At 60.5% G+C, this 16,872-nt stretch carries 23 protein-coding genes and 1 tRNA gene; 19 read left to right on the top strand and 5 right to left on the bottom strand.

Annotated features, from left to right (window positions below):
* Window positions 1-19: 19 nt before the first annotated feature.
* The gene (locus ACTV8E_RS06030; protein WP_443198870.1) at window positions 20-268 is read right to left on the bottom strand and encodes a transcriptional regulator; all 249 of its coding nucleotides are present in this window, start codon (window positions 266-268) and stop codon (window positions 20-22) included.
* Window positions 269-373: 105 nt separating this feature from the next.
* Between ACTV8E_RS06030 and ACTV8E_RS06035 the strand changes: the two genes are divergently transcribed.
* Window positions 374-1,060 (top strand): S24 family peptidase, encoded by a 687-nt coding sequence (locus ACTV8E_RS06035; RefSeq protein ID WP_443198871.1) that lies wholly within the window; start codon window positions 374-376, stop codon window positions 1,058-1,060.
* A 475-nt stretch (window positions 1,061-1,535) separates the two neighbouring features.
* Here ACTV8E_RS06035 and ACTV8E_RS06040 read toward each other — a convergent pair whose 3' ends face one another.
* On the bottom strand, window positions 1,536-1,958 hold the full coding sequence (locus tag ACTV8E_RS06040) for a hypothetical protein (protein WP_443198872.1): 423 nt from the start codon (window positions 1,956-1,958) through the stop codon (window positions 1,536-1,538).
* A 93-nt stretch (window positions 1,959-2,051) separates the two neighbouring features.
* On the opposite strand from ACTV8E_RS06040, the gene ACTV8E_RS06045 reads away from it, so the two are divergent.
* Window positions 2,052-3,053 (top strand): hypothetical protein, encoded by a 1,002-nt coding sequence (locus ACTV8E_RS06045; RefSeq protein ID WP_443198873.1) that lies wholly within the window; start codon window positions 2,052-2,054, stop codon window positions 3,051-3,053.
* 61 nt (window positions 3,054-3,114) lie between these two features.
* Window positions 3,115-3,774: a thermonuclease family protein gene (locus ACTV8E_RS06050; RefSeq protein WP_443198874.1), complete on the top strand. Its 660-nt coding sequence runs from the start codon at window positions 3,115-3,117 to the stop codon at window positions 3,772-3,774.
* A 10-nt stretch (window positions 3,775-3,784) separates the two neighbouring features.
* On the opposite strand, the gene ACTV8E_RS06055 is transcribed toward ACTV8E_RS06050, so the two are convergent.
* Window positions 3,785-4,195, bottom strand: coding sequence for a hypothetical protein (locus ACTV8E_RS06055; protein ID WP_443198875.1), 411 nt, complete (start codon window positions 4,193-4,195; stop codon window positions 3,785-3,787).
* Between the two features lie 112 nt (window positions 4,196-4,307).
* Between ACTV8E_RS06055 and ACTV8E_RS06060 the strand changes: the two genes are divergently transcribed.
* From ACTV8E_RS06060 to ACTV8E_RS06115, 12 genes are all read left to right on the top strand, one after another.
* The gene (locus ACTV8E_RS06060) at window positions 4,308-4,550 is read left to right on the top strand and encodes a DUF1654 domain-containing protein (RefSeq protein WP_443198876.1); all 243 of its coding nucleotides are present in this window, start codon (window positions 4,308-4,310) and stop codon (window positions 4,548-4,550) included.
* Between the two features lie 353 nt (window positions 4,551-4,903).
* On the top strand, window positions 4,904-5,173 hold the full coding sequence (locus tag ACTV8E_RS06065) for a carbon storage regulator (protein ID WP_443198877.1): 270 nt from the start codon (window positions 4,904-4,906) through the stop codon (window positions 5,171-5,173).
* A 526-nt stretch (window positions 5,174-5,699) separates the two neighbouring features.
* Window positions 5,700-6,023 (top strand): hypothetical protein, encoded by a 324-nt coding sequence (locus tag ACTV8E_RS06070; protein ID WP_443198878.1) that lies wholly within the window; start codon window positions 5,700-5,702, stop codon window positions 6,021-6,023.
* On the top strand, window positions 6,023-6,244 hold the full coding sequence (locus tag ACTV8E_RS06075; RefSeq protein ID WP_443198879.1) for a hypothetical protein: 222 nt from the start codon (window positions 6,023-6,025) through the stop codon (window positions 6,242-6,244). The genes ACTV8E_RS06070 and ACTV8E_RS06075 overlap by 1 nt, the downstream gene beginning before the upstream one ends.
* Window positions 6,237-6,392 carry a hypothetical protein gene (locus ACTV8E_RS06080; RefSeq protein ID WP_443198880.1) on the top strand — a complete coding sequence of 52 codons (156 nt, stop codon included), beginning with the start codon at window positions 6,237-6,239 and terminating at the stop codon, window positions 6,390-6,392. The genes ACTV8E_RS06075 and ACTV8E_RS06080 overlap by 8 nt, the downstream gene beginning before the upstream one ends.
* Before the next feature lie 49 nt (window positions 6,393-6,441).
* Window positions 6,442-7,251, top strand: coding sequence for a RecB family exonuclease (locus tag ACTV8E_RS06085; protein WP_443198881.1), 810 nt, complete (start codon window positions 6,442-6,444; stop codon window positions 7,249-7,251).
* Between the two features lie 13 nt (window positions 7,252-7,264).
* Window positions 7,265-8,110: a hypothetical protein gene (locus tag ACTV8E_RS06090; protein WP_443198882.1), complete on the top strand. Its 846-nt coding sequence runs from the start codon at window positions 7,265-7,267 to the stop codon at window positions 8,108-8,110.
* Window positions 8,111-8,115: 5 nt separating this feature from the next.
* Window positions 8,116-8,316, top strand: coding sequence for a hypothetical protein (locus ACTV8E_RS06095; protein WP_443198883.1), 201 nt, complete (start codon window positions 8,116-8,118; stop codon window positions 8,314-8,316).
* Between the two features lie 9 nt (window positions 8,317-8,325).
* Window positions 8,326-9,120, top strand: a complete 795-nt coding sequence (locus tag ACTV8E_RS06100) for a cell division protein FtsK (protein ID WP_443198884.1) — start codon at window positions 8,326-8,328, stop codon at window positions 9,118-9,120.
* Between the two features lie 5 nt (window positions 9,121-9,125).
* A complete protein-coding gene (locus tag ACTV8E_RS06105) occupies window positions 9,126-10,967 on the top strand; it encodes an AAA family ATPase (RefSeq protein ID WP_443198885.1) in 1,842 nt (613 codons plus the stop codon).
* A 9-nt stretch (window positions 10,968-10,976) separates the two neighbouring features.
* Window positions 10,977-11,348 carry a hypothetical protein gene (locus tag ACTV8E_RS06110; protein WP_443198886.1) on the top strand — a complete coding sequence of 124 codons (372 nt, stop codon included), beginning with the start codon at window positions 10,977-10,979 and terminating at the stop codon, window positions 11,346-11,348.
* Window positions 11,345-11,956, top strand: a complete 612-nt coding sequence (locus tag ACTV8E_RS06115; protein ID WP_443198887.1) for a 3'-5' exonuclease — start codon at window positions 11,345-11,347, stop codon at window positions 11,954-11,956. Before ACTV8E_RS06110 ends, ACTV8E_RS06115 begins: the two co-directional genes overlap by 4 nt.
* Window positions 11,957-12,522: 566 nt before the next feature.
* Here ACTV8E_RS06115 and ACTV8E_RS06120 read toward each other — a convergent pair.
* Entirely contained in the window at window positions 12,523-12,726 is a 204-nt protein-coding gene (locus tag ACTV8E_RS06120; protein WP_443198888.1) for a hypothetical protein, read from the bottom strand.
* 91 nt (window positions 12,727-12,817) lie between these two features.
* Here ACTV8E_RS06120 and ACTV8E_RS06125 point away from each other — a divergent pair, with 91 nt between their 5' ends.
* From ACTV8E_RS06125 to ACTV8E_RS06140, 4 genes are all read left to right on the top strand, one after another.
* Window positions 12,818-14,377 (top strand): DNA cytosine methyltransferase, encoded by a 1,560-nt coding sequence (locus tag ACTV8E_RS06125; protein WP_443198889.1) that lies wholly within the window; start codon window positions 12,818-12,820, stop codon window positions 14,375-14,377.
* 328 nt (window positions 14,378-14,705) lie between these two features.
* Window positions 14,706-15,134 (top strand): hypothetical protein, encoded by a 429-nt coding sequence (locus ACTV8E_RS06130; protein ID WP_443198890.1) that lies wholly within the window; start codon window positions 14,706-14,708, stop codon window positions 15,132-15,134.
* Window positions 15,135-15,347: 213 nt separating this feature from the next.
* Window positions 15,348-15,590, top strand: a complete 243-nt coding sequence (locus tag ACTV8E_RS06135; protein ID WP_443198891.1) for a DUF4224 domain-containing protein — start codon at window positions 15,348-15,350, stop codon at window positions 15,588-15,590.
* Window positions 15,590-16,645 (top strand): tyrosine-type recombinase/integrase, encoded by a 1,056-nt coding sequence (locus ACTV8E_RS06140; protein ID WP_443198892.1) that lies wholly within the window; start codon window positions 15,590-15,592, stop codon window positions 16,643-16,645. The genes ACTV8E_RS06135 and ACTV8E_RS06140 overlap by 1 nt, the downstream gene beginning before the upstream one ends.
* 115 nt (window positions 16,646-16,760) lie before the next feature.
* Here ACTV8E_RS06140 and ACTV8E_RS06145 read toward each other — a convergent pair.
* Window positions 16,761-16,848 (bottom strand) — tRNA-Ser (locus tag ACTV8E_RS06145).
* Window positions 16,849-16,872 lie beyond the last annotated feature (24 nt).

Raw genomic sequence — 16,872 nt, forward strand, 5'->3', positions numbered from 1 at the left:
ACGGGTAATGGCCGCCGGGTTAGGCGGCGGATTTCTTAGAAAAGGCTTTGAGCTCAGGCCAGATGTCAGCCCAGTCATTAGGGCGCAGCTGCTGCCGCGTCACCTCACCACCGGTTTCTCGCTCAATGGCTGCCGCCACCTCTGGCGAGGCGGTCTTGTTGCTGTAGGCGATTTGTCTGAGGTAGCCGCGGGTGGTGAGGGTGCGCGAAACCGCTTCGTCGCTTGCCTGCTTGATCCACTCCAGCAGCTTGGTGTGCTTGGTCCGCATTGCGGGTCTCCTCTGCAATACGGCAATTATTACCGCTCGGTAACTTATATTTCAATACCTAACGGTCATTTACCTGCTGGTAACGGCTGTGGACAATCGGTAGTTATGGACATACGTGAAGTGCGTAGGCACAACCTCAAAGCGCTGATGGACCGCGAGTTTGGCGAGAATGCTCGTGGAGCCCAGTCACGCCTGGCGGAAAAGCTCGAAAAGCCCCAGAACTTCATATCCAGATGCCTGGCAGAGCCGGAACGATCTGGCGCAAAGACCATTGGCGAAGATTTCGCTCGCGAGATCGAAGAAAAATTTTTCTTATCGCGTTATGCGCTTGACGTGCCACTGGAATTCTCCAGCGCCGACTCGAACGTCCAGCCCGCACCGCAACCCGACCGCTACTACCGCTACCCAGTCCTGACCCGGGTAGCCGCCGGCGCGTTCGCAGCCGCGGTACAGCCTTACGCCCCGGGCGCCGAGGATCAGTGGGAATACAGTGACTACAAGGCCGCAGGCCAAGCGTTCTGGTTCGAGGTCAAGGGACACTCGATGACGTCCCATGCCCAGCCATCTTTCCCACCAGGTGTCCTGGTGCTGATCGACACCGGGCTGGAGCCTCAGCCTGGAGATTTCGTGCTGGCCACTATTCCCGATGAGGAAGAGGCCACGTTCAAGCAGTTGATCCGTGAAGACGGCCAGTTGTACCTGAAGCCGCTGAATCCCGACTACCGCACCATGCCAGTTGCTGAAGGCTGCCGGCTGATCGGTAAGGCCAAGGAAGCAAAGTTCAAGTTGTAGAAGAGGCTAGGTGATGCCAAAGCTTTAGCAGATGTTGGGTTGTAATCGTCTTCTTAATCAGCAGTGCAAACCAAAGGTAAAACATGAGCTCAATTCAAGTATCTGCCAAGTCGTGCGGCCCCGACTCTCTTCAGTGCAATTACTGCAGTGAACCTGCAAGTCGGGTTCAGATGGACTACTACCATAATCACAATTATGAGGTTGACTCCATTTATTGTGAGGACTGTGCTTCGGAGCGTGGTTGCGAAACGTGCTCATGCTGTGAAACCGATGAAGGCCGCCTCTGCGAAAATGATGACGGAGTAGCTTCCAACCTGATGCCTATCTATGGGCCAGGTGTGCTGGATAAAGACAACATGTGTTCGGACCACCCTTAGCCCCGATCAAGGGGAATTGCTGCCGCAGCGTTATGCAGCAGCATATCTAATGCCTTTATAGATTGGGGAGAACTCACTCCCTCGGCGGATGGTGACCATCAGTGAAATGCATCATCGTCAGCGTGGTGTTTTCCAAGGTGGAGCTGTTTTAAGGGATCGACCGCTGCCGGCCTGAATGCGCGGAAGTTTTGATCAACACAACACAACACAACACAACACAACGCAAGGAAGCCAGAATGGCTCATGAAGTAGGCGTCACGCTGCACCAGAAAATCGTACTCAATAAGGATGTTGAGGTAGAAGTAAAGGCCGATGGCGCAATGCTGGGGCGGATTCTGATCAGCAAAGGAAATATCGAGTGGGTGCCCGCTGGGCATAGCGTCAATAAGCACAGGTTGTCTTGGAAGAAGTTTGCCGCGCTTATGGAGACTGAGGGCAAGCCGAAGAAGATCGGCTAGTGCCGCCAGCAAGCCAGGCCTTGAGTCGAGATAGCGCGGCAGATCGACGACGTGACGATCCATCCGAAGGTGGTTCTGGTCTGGAATGCGAATGGAAGGTGTAGCGGCATCGTGGGCGTGTCGTCTGATTTCTCTCAAGCGCAATAAGGACGTGTCGTGACAGAAAAACTCAAAGTCAAAAATGAAGGCGATGCGTTTGAAGCCATCGAACGCTTCCTTGCTGGCGAGAAATTCCTCGGAGGAATGGAGCTTGAAGGCTGGCCGAAGCTGAAGATCCGCCTGGTGGGCGATAAATTCCACTCAAGCCTAACGCCCACAGTGATGCGATCTTTCATCGAGCTGCAGAACCTAGTCTACAAATCCTATGCGATAGCGCAGTACGATACTGAAGACACGCGTAAGCTCTCAAAAGAAGAGCGCGACGAGCTAGAGATTGAGGTCAAGGTTGATGAAGGCTCGGCGATATTTGAGGTCGACCTGCAGCAGGTCCTGCTGAAATTCGCTGAGAAGGCGGGAGAGACGATGCCACCAGAAATGATGGTTGTCACGATTCTTGGGCTCGGGGTGCTTTGGGCTGGTAAGACATCCTATACGGCATACCTGAACTACCGGAAGGACATTCGCGCAGCGGAAGCAAAGACTGAAGAGCAGCGCGAAGTACTCACTTCGGTTGAGGCACTGTCAAAACAGGAAACCGCTCGGCTTGAAATACTGACGAAGCTTCTCGTATCCCAGCCACGACTGGAAAGCGTAAGCCGGCAAACTTACGATGCAAGAACAGAGATGCTCCGGGGCTTTTCGGTCGCTGACGAGGCAACCGTTAGCGGAGTGGTCGTTTCCCAAGACGTGGCGCAAGAGCTTGTCACTAATGCGCGCCGCAAGGCTGCAGAAAAGCGGCTGGATGGTTACTACCGGGTCACCAGGGTGGATTCGTCAAATCCCGATGTTTTCAGAGTCAAGGTTAGAAGACATAAAACTCTCGACGAGTTTGAGGCGATTGTCGAGGACTCAACATTGACCGCTGAAATGAAAGAGATTCTTCAGTACGCGGAATGGGAGCGCACCACTGTCTACCTAAGCATTAACGCCAAGGTGCTCGATGGTGAAATCAAGCAAGCGACGGTGCTGAATGTGGTCCGCCAAGATCCGCCTGACTAACCGATTGCCAAATTTAGCCCCGCACCTCGCGGGGCTTTTCACATCCGCGCAAGGAGGCGCCATGCGACGCGCAATTCCCCTCGTCTTCATCCTGCTCACCTCCCCCGCCCTCGCCGCCCAGCTCGAATGCCGGGTGGTAGCTATCTCCGACGGCGACACCCTTACCTGCCTGACTGCCGAAAAGCGCCAGGTCAAAGTGCGCCTCGCCGAAATCGACACTCCTGAATCGCGCCAGCCCTACGGCAACCGCGCGCGCCAGGCACTTAGCGAGCTGGCCTTCCAGCGCGATGTGCGCCTGGATGTGCATGAGACTGACCGCTATGGGCGTACCGTTGCCCGGGTGCACGCCGGCCAGGTAGACGTGAACGCAGAGATGGTTCGCCAGGGCGCCTCCTGGGTTTACCGGCAGTACAGCCGGGACAAGTCACTGCTTCTCCTTGAAGCCGAAGCCAAGCAGGCGAAGCGCGGTCTGTGGGCTCTCCCAGAGGCCGAGCGCGTCGCTCCCTGGGATTGGCGCAAAAATGGTGGCTCCCAGCAACGAGCGCGCCAAACTATCCCTGCCCTGGCCGGTAATGCGGCCGTCGCCTACAGCTGCTCGCCCCGCAAGACCTGCGGTCAAATGGCATCGTGCGCCGAGGCCCGGTTCCACTTGGAGCAGTGCGGCAATAACCGCCTCGATGGCGACCGCGACGGTGTGCCGTGCGAGGCGCTGTGCCGCTGACGTTATCTAGCTAGTGCCACCCTTCCCGCTTCGATCCGCAATTCAGGCACTCGCTGTAGTTACCGTATCGGCCTGATCGGTGTTTCACCACAAACGCACAGTTATTACAGCCGCCATTCAGATCGCCTTTCTCCCAGCGATAGATAAGCCACAGCCTCCACGAAAACCAGATGACACCCATCAAGGCAATCGCTGCCAGCCCAAGGAACACAGGCCGTAGGACAGCGGCCAAGCCAACCATATACGGATTGGTCTGACTGACTTCCCCGAACGTAACCAGAATGATGGTTGGCACTAGCGTGACTAAAGCAGGCCCCGCGAAAAGCCTGAAATTCCTTTCAATGGCAGTGAGGTTGATTTCCATTTTGCCTCCTAATAATGGTCTGGCCCGATCATCCATTGCGCCGAAGAAACTTTCCATCGGCCAGCACACACCTGCTCGAAAAGTTTACATGTGCATTTGGGCCGCCTTGCCTCTCTGCTTTTTCTGGGGATACTGTGTTTTTATCCAGTAGTAGTATCCCGAGGCATAAATGGATCAAGCCACCCACTCACAGCCAACCTATCCCGTCCTCTACGCCCGCGTTCATCAGGTCGTCATTTCCTCTCGCGCTCAACGTGATCAAGAGGCCCTGATCACGCCCCTGCCCTCCGAATCCTCCCGCGACTGGGATCGCCTGCTCGACGAGCTTGCCCAGATCGATTACGTCACCGTGACCCGTCGCCAAGATGGCACGGTTCATCTCGCCTGGTATCGACATCAAGCGGTCTGCTGATCGATCTCTCTTAAATTATTACCTAACGGTATTGACATGAATAATTACCAAGCGGTAACTTTGCACTCAAGCCAGTCACTGGCAGGGCCTCAAAGGGCCTTCTTAGGCAGCGAGCCGAAGCCTCAATTCGGTACAGGGGATGCCTCACCCCGGGTGCGCAGCGTCGAGCACCGCATAAAGGAGTGATCACGGCCAACGGGCGCGGTGATCTGTCGGAGCTACAGGCTCCCCGAGATTGCGAAAGCAAGGCCCAGGCGCAGGTGGCCAGAAACAGCGCCCAGCAAGACCCAAGATTTTCACTGATGCCCGTTGGCGACAGCGGGCATTGGGAAAACAACCCAAGGAGTAAGGCAATGCTTGTTTTGACCAGAAATACCGGTGAGAAGCTGATGATTGGCGAAAACATCGAGGTGGTCGTATTAGGCGTGAATGGCGGCCAGGTCCGCATCGGCATCCAGGCGCCAGCCTCGATTCATGTGCTGCGCGACAACGCAATCCGGCGCCACCCAGTCAGCCAGCCGACAGGCCCGGGTGTCCGGGAACCTGGCCATACGGCGCCGCACGCTGTAAGCGGCAGGAAAACCCTGAGCTGGCCAGGTCAGACCCGAAAGGGCCTGCGATAACCCGAAGCCGCACGGGTGCCAGCAGCGGCGCAAATTGTGAGAGAGGTCTTAAAGCGGGCAGTCGCTTGGTCTCGCTCTAGATATCCGGTCTAGATTCTCCTTTGGAAGAACCCAGCCGGTGGGACCCAAGGGTGGACCGGACGACGCCAGCCGGCGGTGCGTCGATAGCTGAAAACACCGGCAGCCGGTACAGCGAAGTCCTTGTATGGCATACCACGCTGCGAGCCGGCCGTATCGCCCACGTCACGGGCGCCATCACCCGCCAGGGTGTATCGGGAAGTGGCCGGCCCATAGGCTGGCTCGACCATTTCCCGATGCGTTCTGCGTCGTTCCCCCTCCCCGGCTCCGGCCGGGTTTTTTACGCCCATCAAAACCGCATCGGCGGGCGCCAGGCCAGCTTCACGGCTGGGCTTGGTCACCTACGCGCCTGGCGTCCGGCCAATGCGGTTTGCCACGGAGAGCAATCATGTACATCGCACGAAACGTACAGGCCCTGCGCTCAGCACAGGTCGCCTGGGATAACGCTATGCCTGATGAATCTGTGCCCTGGATCGAATCGACCGAGGGCGCCAACTGGTTGAGTGACTGCGCCGAGCAGCTGCGCACCGGTCATGACGTGAAGATCGGCGGCAAGGTCGTGGTGAGCGCCAAGGATTTCATCCTGGAATACAGCCAGGCCGCTGCCGAGATGTACGGCTCCGATGACGAGTTCGCAATGGAATGGGCCCTGGCCAAGGGCCAACCCTTCACCGAGAAACGCTACCCGGCGAAGGCACTAGAAGTAGCGGAGAGAATGCTGCTCGAGCACGCCGAAGCCGCTGAGCAGGAAGCCCTGAAGGAGGTGTTCTGATGACTCCCGCATTTGTTCCCAGCATCGTCGACGACCAGCTGGGCGATCTGACCTGCTACGACATTCATGAGGCGGTTGGTGAGACGCCGCGCCAGGCCATCAAGGCTGCCGAGGGGCTTGGTCTGTACGGCTGGCCGCGCAGCGTCTCCCGTGAGGACCGGAAGGGCCGCATGCTGTGGGTTCACCGTTACGAGCGACCTACGGAGGTGCGCCATGCCTGACTTGAAAGAGCGCGTCCGCACCCTCTTCGAGTCCCGCGCCAAGGCCTACGGCCTCGATATTTCCAAATCCAACAACGGCGACGACTACGACGCCGATGAGACCCAGCACTACTGGATTGGCTACTGCTGGGCCCTCGGTCTGGCCTGACCCTTTGACTGTAATTCCCGGCCGGCGCCTGTCGGCTTTCGGAGCAAACATGACCAGCACCACCACCGTGCGGGCCTCGTCCTGGGGCTCGCTGTTTGACTGCGCCTATAAATGGGAGGGCATCCACCTGCTGGGCATCAAATCTCCAGGCAGTCCGCGCGCCCTTCTGGGTACCGCCATCCACGCCAGCACCGGCGCATTCGATGCGGCCCGGATTAACGGCGAAGAGCTGTCGGCCTACGACGCCGCCGAGCAACTGGTGCAGGCGCTGCACCACCCGGAGTTCGACGTGGATTGGCGCGGTGCTGACATCACCCCGCGCGAGGCCGAGGCCACCGGTCTGGTGCTGCACACCCGCTACTGCAACGAGATCAGCCCCAGCTACGACTTCGTGGCCGTGGAGATGGAAACCAAGCCGCTGGAAATCGACTGCGGCGGCGGGGTCATCGTACGGCTGACCGGCACGCTCGACCGGGCACGGATCAAGCGCGACTGCTTCGGCATCGGCATTGCCGACGTGAAAACCGGCGGCGCTGCGGTCAGTCAAGGCGTAGCCAAGACCAGGGGGCACAAGCCCCAGCTCGGCACCTACGAGCTGCTCTATGAACACACCACCGGCGAGCCCTGCACCGCCCCGGCCGAAATCATCGGCCTCAAGACCAAGGGCAAGCCGGAAACCGGTACCGGCGAAATCACCGGCGCCCGCGAGCTAATGGTCGGCACCGAGGATTACCCCGGCCTGATCCAGTTCGCCGCGGACATGTTCCGCACCGGCCTGTTCCCCCCGAACCCGCAAAGCCCCCTCTGCAGCGAGCGTTATTGCCCGCGCTGGAAAACCTGTCCTTACAAGGCTGAATAGCCAGGAGCCTGATATGAGCCAACCCACCACCCTTCAGCAGATGCAGCAACGCCCCCAGCACGCTCAGGCCGCTGTTGCCATGAGCTTCTTCGACTTGCAGGGCTTTGAGCTGATGCAGCGCATCGCCAAGGCCTTCTCCACCTCGGACCTAGTGCCCAAGCAGTACCAAGGCAATCTGCCCAACTGCATGATTGCCCTGGACATGGCGCAACGCATCGGCGCCAACCCGCTGATGTGCATGCAGAACCTCTACGTGGTGCACGGCACGCCTGGCTGGTCGAGCAAGTTCCTGATCGCCACCGTCAACACGTGCGGCCGCTACAGCACGCTTCGCTACGAATGGAAGGGCAAGCCGGGCGACAAGGACTATGGCTGCCGCGCCTGGGCCGTCGAGAAGGAAACGAACGAGCGCCTGGATGGCGTCTGGGTTACCTGGGAAATGGTCAACGCCGAGGGCTGGGCGTCGAAGTCCGGTAGTAAGTGGAAAACCATGGCCGACCAGATGTTCATCTACCGCGCCGCAGCGTTCTGGCAGCGCGCCTACGCCCCCGACCTGGGCATGGGCCTGCAGACCGAAGAGGAATTGCGCGACGTCTACGAGGCGAAGCGCGATGCCGAGGGCGGCTACTCCGTCGATCTTGATGCGCTGCGCACCGTAGAAACCAGCGTGGCGCAGCAGGCCGGGCAGCAGCAAACCATTGAGCACGAAGAGGCCGAAGTGGTGGACACCCTGACCGGCGAAATCACCCAGCCCGAGCCGGAGCGCGCAGTGAAGCAGCAGGCCGCGAAGCAACAGCCCAAGAAGCAAACCACTGCCCAGCAGCAGGCCGACGACCTCAACGACATCAGCTTCGAATAATTCCCATGGCGTCACGCACCATCGCCGCCCTATTCGACCGCGTTGAGGAGTTCACCAGCCTCCTCGGCGCGGCCGAGCTCAACGCCAGCACCGACTGGGAAGAGCACTTCACCACAGACCTTCGTGCCAACTTCCAGCGCTACGGCACCCAAACCTACCTCAGTGATTCGCAGCTCGAGCAGCTCGAGCGCATAGCCCACGCATAGAGACCGCCCATGACCGCACAAGCCGTTAACACCCTCGCCGAACGCATTGCCAATGAAATGGAGGAGCTGCTGGAACAAGCAGCGCCAACCCCGTTTGAAATGGCGAGCGAAACCCTCGGCCGCGACCTGCTGCAGGTACTCCTTCAGGAAGTCCGCACCCTGCCGGAGCCCTGGCAGAAGATGCCCGAAAAGCGCCAGGCCGCCGTCATTGAGCGGCTGACCGATTGCGTGGAAAGCACCGTGAAGAAGGCGGTCAAGATCCTCGCCGCCGGCGGACGCCCGACCATCGACGGCATCCTGGAGTCAGTGGCGATCAAGGATGGCATCAAGGCGACCTTCAAGGTCAGTCAGTTCAACCCGCTGCGTCATGAGCTGATCGACAGCCAAGGCAAGGTCTGCCTGCTGGTGGTGGCCAATCCCGACGACTACCTGGGCGGCATGGACGAAGTCGCCCCCGACCCCGATCAGAACGAACTGGAGCTGAACGGCGGCGACCAGGACATGCAGGACCCTGGCGCATGGGACGGCGGTACGGTCGTAGGAATCAACCTCGACGCTGAGCGCGTAGACATCTTCGGCGGCTACTCCCTCACCGAACTGGCCACCTCGATCGCGCTGCGCAAAGAAACCATCGACCTGGCCTACCTCCAGTCGCGCTACGCCCTGCCCTACGACGAGGCGAAAAGCCTCCTGCTCCGCCTCCTCGATACCGGCGTTATCACGCTGGAAACCGAGGGCGCACAAACCTCCGACCAGAACATTTACCGCGTCGCCAAGAAGGCGGACGACCTCAACCTGGAGTAACGGACATGCGAATCTCCAACATCGAAATCACCAACTTTCAAGGGCTGCGTCATGCGGCCCTTGCTGTTTCCGAGCCCCTGCTGCTGGTGTCCGGCCACAACGGCGCCGGCAAAAGCTCGCTGCTGGATGCCATCAGCATGGCGCTCACCGGCCAGCCGCGCCGGGTCAGCCTGAAGAAGGACATGGGCCAGTTGGTCACCGAGGGCGCCAAGAAAGGCGAGGCCGTGGTCAGCTGGATCGGCGCCAATGGCGAAGAAGAGTCCGCAGCAGTCGCCCTGCCCAGCGGCAAGGGCGCCCCGCTGGTGGATATGCCCTGCCTGCCCTTCGTGCTGGATGCCAGCAAGTTCGCAGCTTTGGACAGCAAGGAGCGCCGGCGCATCCTGTTTGCGCTGACCGGCGCCACTGCCAGCCCCAACGAAATCGCCAAGCGATTGGAGGCACGCGGCGCCTACCCGAACCTGGTCGAGCAGATTAAGCCAATGCTCCGCGCCGGCTTCGACGCAGCAGCAGCCCAGGCCAAGGAGTACGCCAGCGAGGCGCGCGGTGCGTGGAAGGCGGTCACCGGCGAAACCTACGGCAGCGAGAAAGCCGAAGGCTGGGAGCCGGCTATCAGCACACAGATTCACATTAAACAAGAGGATCTGGACGCAGCCGCCAAGCAAGTCGCCGCCATCGAGGCCGACTTGGGCGAGGCGCAGCAAACACTCGGCGGCCACAAGAGCGCCATGGCGGCAGCAGGAAAGCGCCAGCAGCGCATTGCCGAGCTGGGCGAGGTTGCAGAGCTTCTCCAGCGTCGTGAAAACAAGCTGAACCACGACCGCGCCAACCTCAAGCACTGGCAGCAGCAGCTTTATGACGCCGAAGCCGCCGCCGCAGGGACTGGCAAGCAGGGCCTGATCCATGACATGGCTCGCAACATGGCCGAGTGGCAAGCACTGGCCGAGCGCACCGATGGCGTGAAGGAAAAAAACGGGCCGTCCACCCCATGGTTTGTGCTGGGTGAAATGGACCGGATGAATGCCTTGATGGATCGATACGTCGCCGAACACGGGCCGCTGGGGAGCGAGTCCGAGGGAAGCGACGAGCTGGCCAAGCGGGCACCGGAGTTCCGGACTGTCGTGGAAAGCCTTACCCGCGCCGTCATCAACAGCGAGCGCGACGTGAAATCCTCCCAGGATGCCGCCGCCCAGGTGGAGGCCTTGAAGGCCGAAGCCTCGAACGCCTTGCCGCCGGAAGCTATCGCCAATGCCGAGCAGGTCATCAACGAGTTGCGCCAGGAGCGCGACAAGCTGCTGGCCAAACAGCAGGCCTTGCACGAGGCCCACCAAGCGTTGAATGGCCGGGACGCGCTCATCGTTGAGGCGACCAAGCAACACACGCTGGTCAAAGGCTGGGTAACCGTAGCCGACGCCCTGTCGCCCACCGGCATTCCTGCCGAGATTCTGGCCGACGCCCTCAGCCCGGTGAATACCCTGCTGGCCGAGCTGTCTGCCCAGGCAGGCTGGCAGGAGGTGGCGATCAGCAGCGACATTGACGTGACCTTCGACGGCCGCCTGTACGGGCTGCTGTCCGAGTCGGAGAAGTGGCGCTGCGATGCCCTGCTGGCCATCGCCATCGCCTCGTTGTCCGGGTTGCGTTTCATGTGCCTGGATCGCTATGACGTGCTGGATCTGCCGAGCCGTGGCCAGATCATCAAGCTGCTGATGGCGCGCACCCAGGACGGCACCCTCGACAGCGCCATCATCGCCGGCACCATGAAGGCAGCGATGGAGCGCACCCCCGCCGGCCTGCAAGCCGTCTGGATCGAGGACGGCGTGATCGGCGACGCATTCGCCAACGCAGCGTGAGGTGACGCCATGCATCACCTCACCACCCTCAACCTGCCAACACCCCAGGCGCGCGATGCTGATCGCGCCTGGCTCGCCAGCGCTCAAGCCAGATTTCTGGCCGCTGGCGGCGTTGTTGAGCAGGCCGAGCCCGCGCAACCCAGCCGTCCCATTGAAGCCCACTGGCGAAACAACCCGATCCAGCTACCCGGCACGCCGCAACGGCGCGAGCTTGAGCGCGCCGAGCAGCGCCTGGCCGAGCGGATCAGGGCGCTGGCCTGGCTGGGCATGGCCGGCGAGTCCATCCGCAAGCGCGTCAAGCTGGGCCACGTAGCCTTTTACCAACTCACTGCCCGGCATGGCATCCGCCTGCCGGCGACCCTTAGGAGCAAGACCGAATGACCCTGCTGAATGTCTTCGATACGGAAACCACCGGCTTCCCGCAATTCAAATTGCCCAGCAACGACCCCAGCCAGCCCCACCTGGTGGATATCGCCGCCCTGCTCTACAACGCAGACGGCGAGCTGGTCGACAGCTTCGAGGCCATCATCCGCCCGGACGGTTGGACCATCCCGGACGAGGCGGCCAACGTCCACGGCATCACTACCGAAATGGCCATGGACCTGGGCATTCCCGAAGCCGAAGCGCTGGAAGGGTTCCTGGCCATCCAGGATCGCGCCGGCATGCGCGTCGCCCACAACTGCGCGTTCGATGACCGGATCCTGCGCATTGCCCTGATGCGCTACCGGAGCACAGAAGCAGCCGACCTGTTCCGGGCGGGATCCAGCTTCTGCACCTGCAGCAATTCCACAAAGATCGTCCAGCTACCACCGACCGAGCGAATGATCCGCGCCGGTCGTAGTCGCCAGTTCAAGCAGCCTAATCTGGCCGAGGCCTATCGGTTCTTCACCGGCGAGGAGTTGGAGGGTGCGCACCGGGCCAAGGCAGATGCCGAGGGCTGTGCGCGGGTGTATTTCGCGCTGAAGGAGCGGATTGCAGTAGTGGCGTGAGTCTGTCCAATGCAACGTCCCGTGCCACGTTCGATGGCGCGGGACGTTGCGGCGAGCGGTGCGGGACATGAGCCCGCCAACTTATCAGAACGCGACTTGCTTGAGGTCCTGGCGGAAGCTGCCCCATAGCCAGGCGTATGGGTAGGCGACTCTAAGAATCGTCTTGAGCTAACAAGCCAAATTCAACTATCAGTCTCGGCTGCTGTCCCCTCACCACGACACGTGGGACAGGTCATAAAATACGTTCCCGCCACGGGGCCGTACTCACATCCCTCATTGTCACATGGTAAAGAGCCTGGGCCATCGCACGACCCACATTCGACCCATTCATCACGTTTCTGACTGAATACACTCCCGCTGTTGTCACATTGCTCGCAGTCGTGGTCGCCGTCACACTCGACAAATTTGTCCCCATTACAGTCCGGACAGATTTTAACCTTGGGTTGCTTTTCGTCAAACATAGACATTCCTTAATCCAGCCTCATGCCGGTTGCTAGACCATACCCCAGCCTGCCTGGCGGGCCAGTTTAATGCGGTTCGTTGCCACTGTGCTATCCCGGCTCCGCTCAGCGAGCCTGAACTCTTCGTTTAATGTCTGCCAGGTAATCTGCTGCAGCGCTTTTCTCGGCAGGTCCGCCAGGGCCGTCGCTACCCATAATCGAACTCAAAGCCGCATCGAAGGCGGGGTCAACCTGGAGAGTCATTTTGCTCTTCTGAAGTATGGCGATCAGCAGATGCTCCAAGGCATCGACTTGGGCTTGGTTGCTCACTCTGGCTCCTTGAATTAACGCCGGCCCCTTGCCGGCTTCCCGACCCTACCCCGAACCCAACGCAAAACGCCACTAGGCGAAAGGATTTGCTATGTCCGTAATTCAGCAACCCCATGCCTTGGATTTCCGCACCCAGTACGGCTTGCCACTCACCGAGCAGGACCAGGAAATCAACGTTGACCTGTTCGCCGGTGGCGGCGGCGCAAGCACTGGCCTGGAAATGGGCCTCGGCCGCCCGGTACACATCGCCATCAATCACAATCCGGCGGCGATCAGCATGCATGAGGCCAATCACCCGGGCGCATTGCACCTGCAGACGGACGTCTGGGCAGTGGATCCGGTTCAAACACTGGCAGGCCGCCAGATTGGTTGGTTCCATGCCAGCCCGGATTGCACCCATCACAGCCAGGCCGCTGGTGGCCAGCCTCGCAAGAAAGAGATCCGCGACCTGTCGTGGGTGGTGATCAAGTGGGCCGGCATTGCCAGCCCGCGCACCATCAGCCTGGAGAACGTGAAGCAGATTCGCTCCTGGGGCCCGCTCATTGCCAAGCGCTGCAAGAAGACCGGGCGTGTCGTAACCCTGAACATGATCGAATGCGCGCGCACCGGGAAAATGGTCAACCGCATCGCTGAGCCTGGCGAGCGTGTGCCGCGCAACGAGCAATTCCTGGTTCCGGATCCGAAGCGCAAGGGCGCTACCTGGCGCCGGTTTCTGCAGCAACTCGAATCCCTGGGTTATGTCGTAGAGCACCGAGTGCTTCGCGCCTGCGATTACGGCGCACCTACCAGCCGCGAACGCCTGTTTCTGGTCGCTCGTCGCGATGGCCAGCCCATCGCCTGGCCCGAGGCGACTCATGCCGCGAAGCCGGCAAAGGGGCAGAAGCCCTACCGCACCGCTGCTGAATGCATCGATTGGAGCGTGCCCAGTAAGAGCATTTTTGGGCGGGAAAAGTCTCTGGTCGAGGCCACGCTACGGCGGATCGCCAAGGGTATTCAGCGCGAGGTGATTGGGAAGCCCCGCCCCTTCATCGTGCCGGGGTGTCCGGGAGAAGCAGCATTCATGTACCAGGGGAACGGCGGGTTCAATACGATCTTCTCGAAGCCAATGACCGCGCCGATGACCACGGTCACGAACACAGGCAGCCAGCAGCAATTGGTCACTGCCTTCCTGTCTCGCCAGTTCGGCGCCAGCGTCGGCCAAGGACTGGGCGAACCGGCGCCTACCATCACCGCAGGCGGTGGCGGCAAGTCAGCGCTGGTCGAGTGTCGGCTTTCGCCTGAAGTGGAGCAAGGCGCGCTGCGCTGCGCCGCCTTCCTGATGAAGTATCACGGAGCCGGTGAAAACATTACTGGCATGGGCGACCCGATCAGCACCATCACCACGAAGGACCGCCTGGCCTTGGTCACCGTCTGGATTGGCGGCGACCCATACGTGATTGTCGATATTTGCCTGCGCATGCTGCAGCCGCATGAGCTGTACGCCGCCCAAGGCTTCCCGCCGAACTACATCATCACCCATGGGCATGATGGCCGGCGGTTCACCAAGAGCGAGCAGGTGCACATGTGCGGCAACTCGGTGAGCCCGCCGCCCATGGCTGCGATTGCTCGGGCAAATGATCCGTGGCGGGAGCGGCTGGCTATTGCCGCTTAGGCTTTACCGCCTTTAGGCGCGGCGTTTCCCCTGCCGCCACCTGAAAGATTGCCTGTAGTGCTCGGCCAATTCCCACCGGGCCCTGGGTGACTCGACGGCGGCCGCCCGCCTTGGGGGCCGCCCTGCGGCCCGCTTTTTCCACCACCACTCTTAGCCATGGCTGATACCTCTCGCGTGGATGTCTCCTCAGGGTAGACACGCAGCGCTGATAGGTTCTGCCGGCTATCGCCTAGGTACATCAATGACACGCCCTATTTACTGCAGAACCAGTGGCCTGCCTATCAACGAATGCAATTGCTGCCGGTGCAAGCCGGTGAAGGGGTAAACCATGATTGAAATCTGGAAGCGCCTCACGGCGATTGAGGGCACTACTGCCCAGCAGTTGGCCGCATCCACTGGCCTCCCGATCCGGAAGATTCGCGCCGAGCTAAACCGCCTGCAGGAACAGGGCCGCGTCGCCCGATGGCGCGCTCCGGTTGGCAAGTCGGACTTATGGTGGAGATGGGAGCAACGCCCACTGTCAGACCACACCATTATCGTGGCGCTTGCACTGGCACTTGATCTAGGCAAGCCCGACCGGACCCTCAGAGAAATAATGCTGCTGGCCGCCAGGCGCGGGTGGCTGCCGGGCCTACGCAATCACATGGCGCAATGCGCAAGGCACCCCAGGCCGCGCTACATGGCAGCCGAGGCGATCCGGTACTACCGGGAATGCAATGGATTGACGGCCAGGGCCCCCATCACGTCGGCGGCCTGACCCATGAAGAAAGCCTGCTGGATCGTTTGCCTACCCTGTGGCAAGCGCTTCGCCATGGTCGGCGAGGCTTCCACATACAGTGAAGCCCTGGCATTCGTCCGGGGCATCTGGCCTGACGCCGAAGTTGAGTAGCGAGCCCTTTCAGGGCCTCGCAGTACATCCCCAACATCATCAAGATCAACCCGCGCCCAGCGCGGGAGGAGAGGCATTGTCATGCATGAGGATATGCCCACCTCTGAGGTGCTCGGCAATGAAGAGATTGCCGCAATTACCGGCTACACGCAGCCCAGCAAACAGCGCAGCTGGCTCGATGAGAACGGATGGAAATATATCCGTAACCGCGCAGACCATCCCATCGTTGGGCGCATCTACGCCCGAATGAAACTGGCCGGCATTTCCCCCGGCAAGACTGCTCCCCAGGAACTGTGGAGCCTAGATTTAACCAAGGTGAGCTGATGCGCCCCAAGACTCCGCCAAATCGCGACCTGCCGCCGCGCATGGTCAAGCGAGTGCGCCGCCTGAAGAGCGGAAAGGAGTTGATCTACTTCTTTTACAACGGTCGGGATGAGAAAGGAAAGCGAAAGGAAATCCCCCTCGGTAGCGACTTCGATGTAGCCAAAAGAGAATGGGCGCGACTGGACTGCAAGCCTGTGCCTCCAGCTACCGGGACACTTGGCGCCGTGTTCGATCGGTACGAGAAGGAGATCATCCCGAACAAGGCGCCGCGCACGCAACGCGACAACCTGCTGAGCCTGACCCAGCTTCGCAAGGTGTTCAACGCGGCCCCCATCGACGCTATCACGCCGACAGTGCTGGCTTCGTACCGGGACGCCCGAACCGCCAAGGTGCGGGCCAACAGGGAAATCAGCCTGCTGTCGCACATCTACAACATCGTGCGCGAGTGGGGCATCACCGACAAGCCGAACCCGGCCGCCGGCCTTCGCAAGAACAAGGAGACGCCACGGGACTACTACGCAACCGGCGAGGTCTGGAATGCGACTTATGCCCAGGCTGTGCCCGAACTTCGCGATGCCATGGATCTGGCCTACCTGACGGGCCAGCGCCCCGGCGACGTGCTGGCCATGCGCGAGGCGGACATCGTGGACGGGTACCTGCAGGTCAAGCAAGGCAAGACCACCAAGAAGCTGCGGATCGTACTGGATGGCACAGCGCTCGGAGTCCTGATCGAGCACTTGATGGAACGCAGGCGACGGCTGGCCGTGCGCGGCCCCTGGCTGATCGTTACGGACGATGCTGTTCGGGTCACCCAGCCCATGCTGCGGCGACGCTTCGATGATGCGAGGGACAAGGCTGCAGTAAAGGCGCTCGAGCGCGAAGATGACCAACTGGCCGCCGCGATTAGGAACTTCCAGTTCCGCGACATACGCCCGAAAGCTGCCTCTGAAATTACAGATCTGGGTAAGGCATCCCGCCTACTCGGTCACACCGACAAGCGAATCACCGAGACCGTTTACCGGCGCGTCGGTGAGATAGTTGAGCCGACAAAATGACCCTAGTTGCGGAAACGATTCGGGAAGTTGCGGAAACGATGCAATCCCATCGCGTTCCCAGCACAGACCCCAGAAACGCGAAAGCCCCGTAGAACGGGGCTTTCAGCGATATGTATGGCGGAAGCGTAGAGATTCGAACTCTAGGACAGTTGCCCGTCGGCGGTTTTCAAGACCGCTGCCTTAAACCACTCGGCCACGCTTCCAGATATGAATAACTCGCCAGTAGC

This window comes from Pseudomonas sp. B392_1p, from assembly GCF_052245235.1.
GTDB lineage: Bacteria > Pseudomonadota > Gammaproteobacteria > Pseudomonadales > Pseudomonadaceae > Serpens > Serpens gallinarum.

Coding starts and splice junctions, on each gene's coding strand:
- ACTV8E_RS06065 (WP_443198877.1), top strand. CDS start 4,904: ATGCTTGTTTTGACCAGAAATACCGGTGAGAAGCTGATGATTGGCGAA.
- ACTV8E_RS06110 (WP_443198886.1), top strand. CDS start 10,977: ATGCATCACCTCACCACCCTCAACCTGCCAACACCCCAGGCGCGCGAT.
- ACTV8E_RS06125 (WP_443198889.1), top strand. CDS start 12,818: ATGTCCGTAATTCAGCAACCCCATGCCTTGGATTTCCGCACCCAGTAC.
- ACTV8E_RS06075 (WP_443198879.1), top strand. CDS start 6,023: ATGACTCCCGCATTTGTTCCCAGCATCGTCGACGACCAGCTGGGCGAT.
- ACTV8E_RS06085 (WP_443198881.1), top strand. CDS start 6,442: ATGACCAGCACCACCACCGTGCGGGCCTCGTCCTGGGGCTCGCTGTTT.
- ACTV8E_RS06080 (WP_443198880.1), top strand. CDS start 6,237: ATGCCTGACTTGAAAGAGCGCGTCCGCACCCTCTTCGAGTCCCGCGCC.
- ACTV8E_RS06070 (WP_443198878.1), top strand. CDS start 5,700: ATGCCTGATGAATCTGTGCCCTGGATCGAATCGACCGAGGGCGCCAAC.
- ACTV8E_RS06105 (WP_443198885.1), top strand. CDS start 9,126: ATGCGAATCTCCAACATCGAAATCACCAACTTTCAAGGGCTGCGTCAT.
- ACTV8E_RS06095 (WP_443198883.1), top strand. CDS start 8,116: ATGGCGTCACGCACCATCGCCGCCCTATTCGACCGCGTTGAGGAGTTC.
- ACTV8E_RS06050 (WP_443198874.1), top strand. CDS start 3,115: ATGCGACGCGCAATTCCCCTCGTCTTCATCCTGCTCACCTCCCCCGCC.
- ACTV8E_RS06115 (WP_443198887.1), top strand. CDS start 11,345: ATGACCCTGCTGAATGTCTTCGATACGGAAACCACCGGCTTCCCGCAA.
- ACTV8E_RS06035 (WP_443198871.1), top strand. CDS start 374: ATGGACATACGTGAAGTGCGTAGGCACAACCTCAAAGCGCTGATGGAC.
- ACTV8E_RS06040 (WP_443198872.1), bottom strand. CDS start 1,958: ATGGATCGTCACGTCGTCGATCTGCCGCGCTATCTCGACTCAAGGCCT.
- ACTV8E_RS06140 (WP_443198892.1), top strand. CDS start 15,590: ATGCGCCCCAAGACTCCGCCAAATCGCGACCTGCCGCCGCGCATGGTC.
- ACTV8E_RS06130 (WP_443198890.1), top strand. CDS start 14,706: ATGATTGAAATCTGGAAGCGCCTCACGGCGATTGAGGGCACTACTGCC.
- ACTV8E_RS06030 (WP_443198870.1), bottom strand. CDS start 268: ATGCGGACCAAGCACACCAAGCTGCTGGAGTGGATCAAGCAGGCAAGC.
- ACTV8E_RS06060 (WP_443198876.1), top strand. CDS start 4,308: ATGGATCAAGCCACCCACTCACAGCCAACCTATCCCGTCCTCTACGCC.
- ACTV8E_RS06090 (WP_443198882.1), top strand. CDS start 7,265: ATGAGCCAACCCACCACCCTTCAGCAGATGCAGCAACGCCCCCAGCAC.
- ACTV8E_RS06100 (WP_443198884.1), top strand. CDS start 8,326: ATGACCGCACAAGCCGTTAACACCCTCGCCGAACGCATTGCCAATGAA.
- ACTV8E_RS06135 (WP_443198891.1), top strand. CDS start 15,348: ATGCATGAGGATATGCCCACCTCTGAGGTGCTCGGCAATGAAGAGATT.
- ACTV8E_RS06055 (WP_443198875.1), bottom strand. CDS start 4,195: ATGGAAAGTTTCTTCGGCGCAATGGATGATCGGGCCAGACCATTATTA.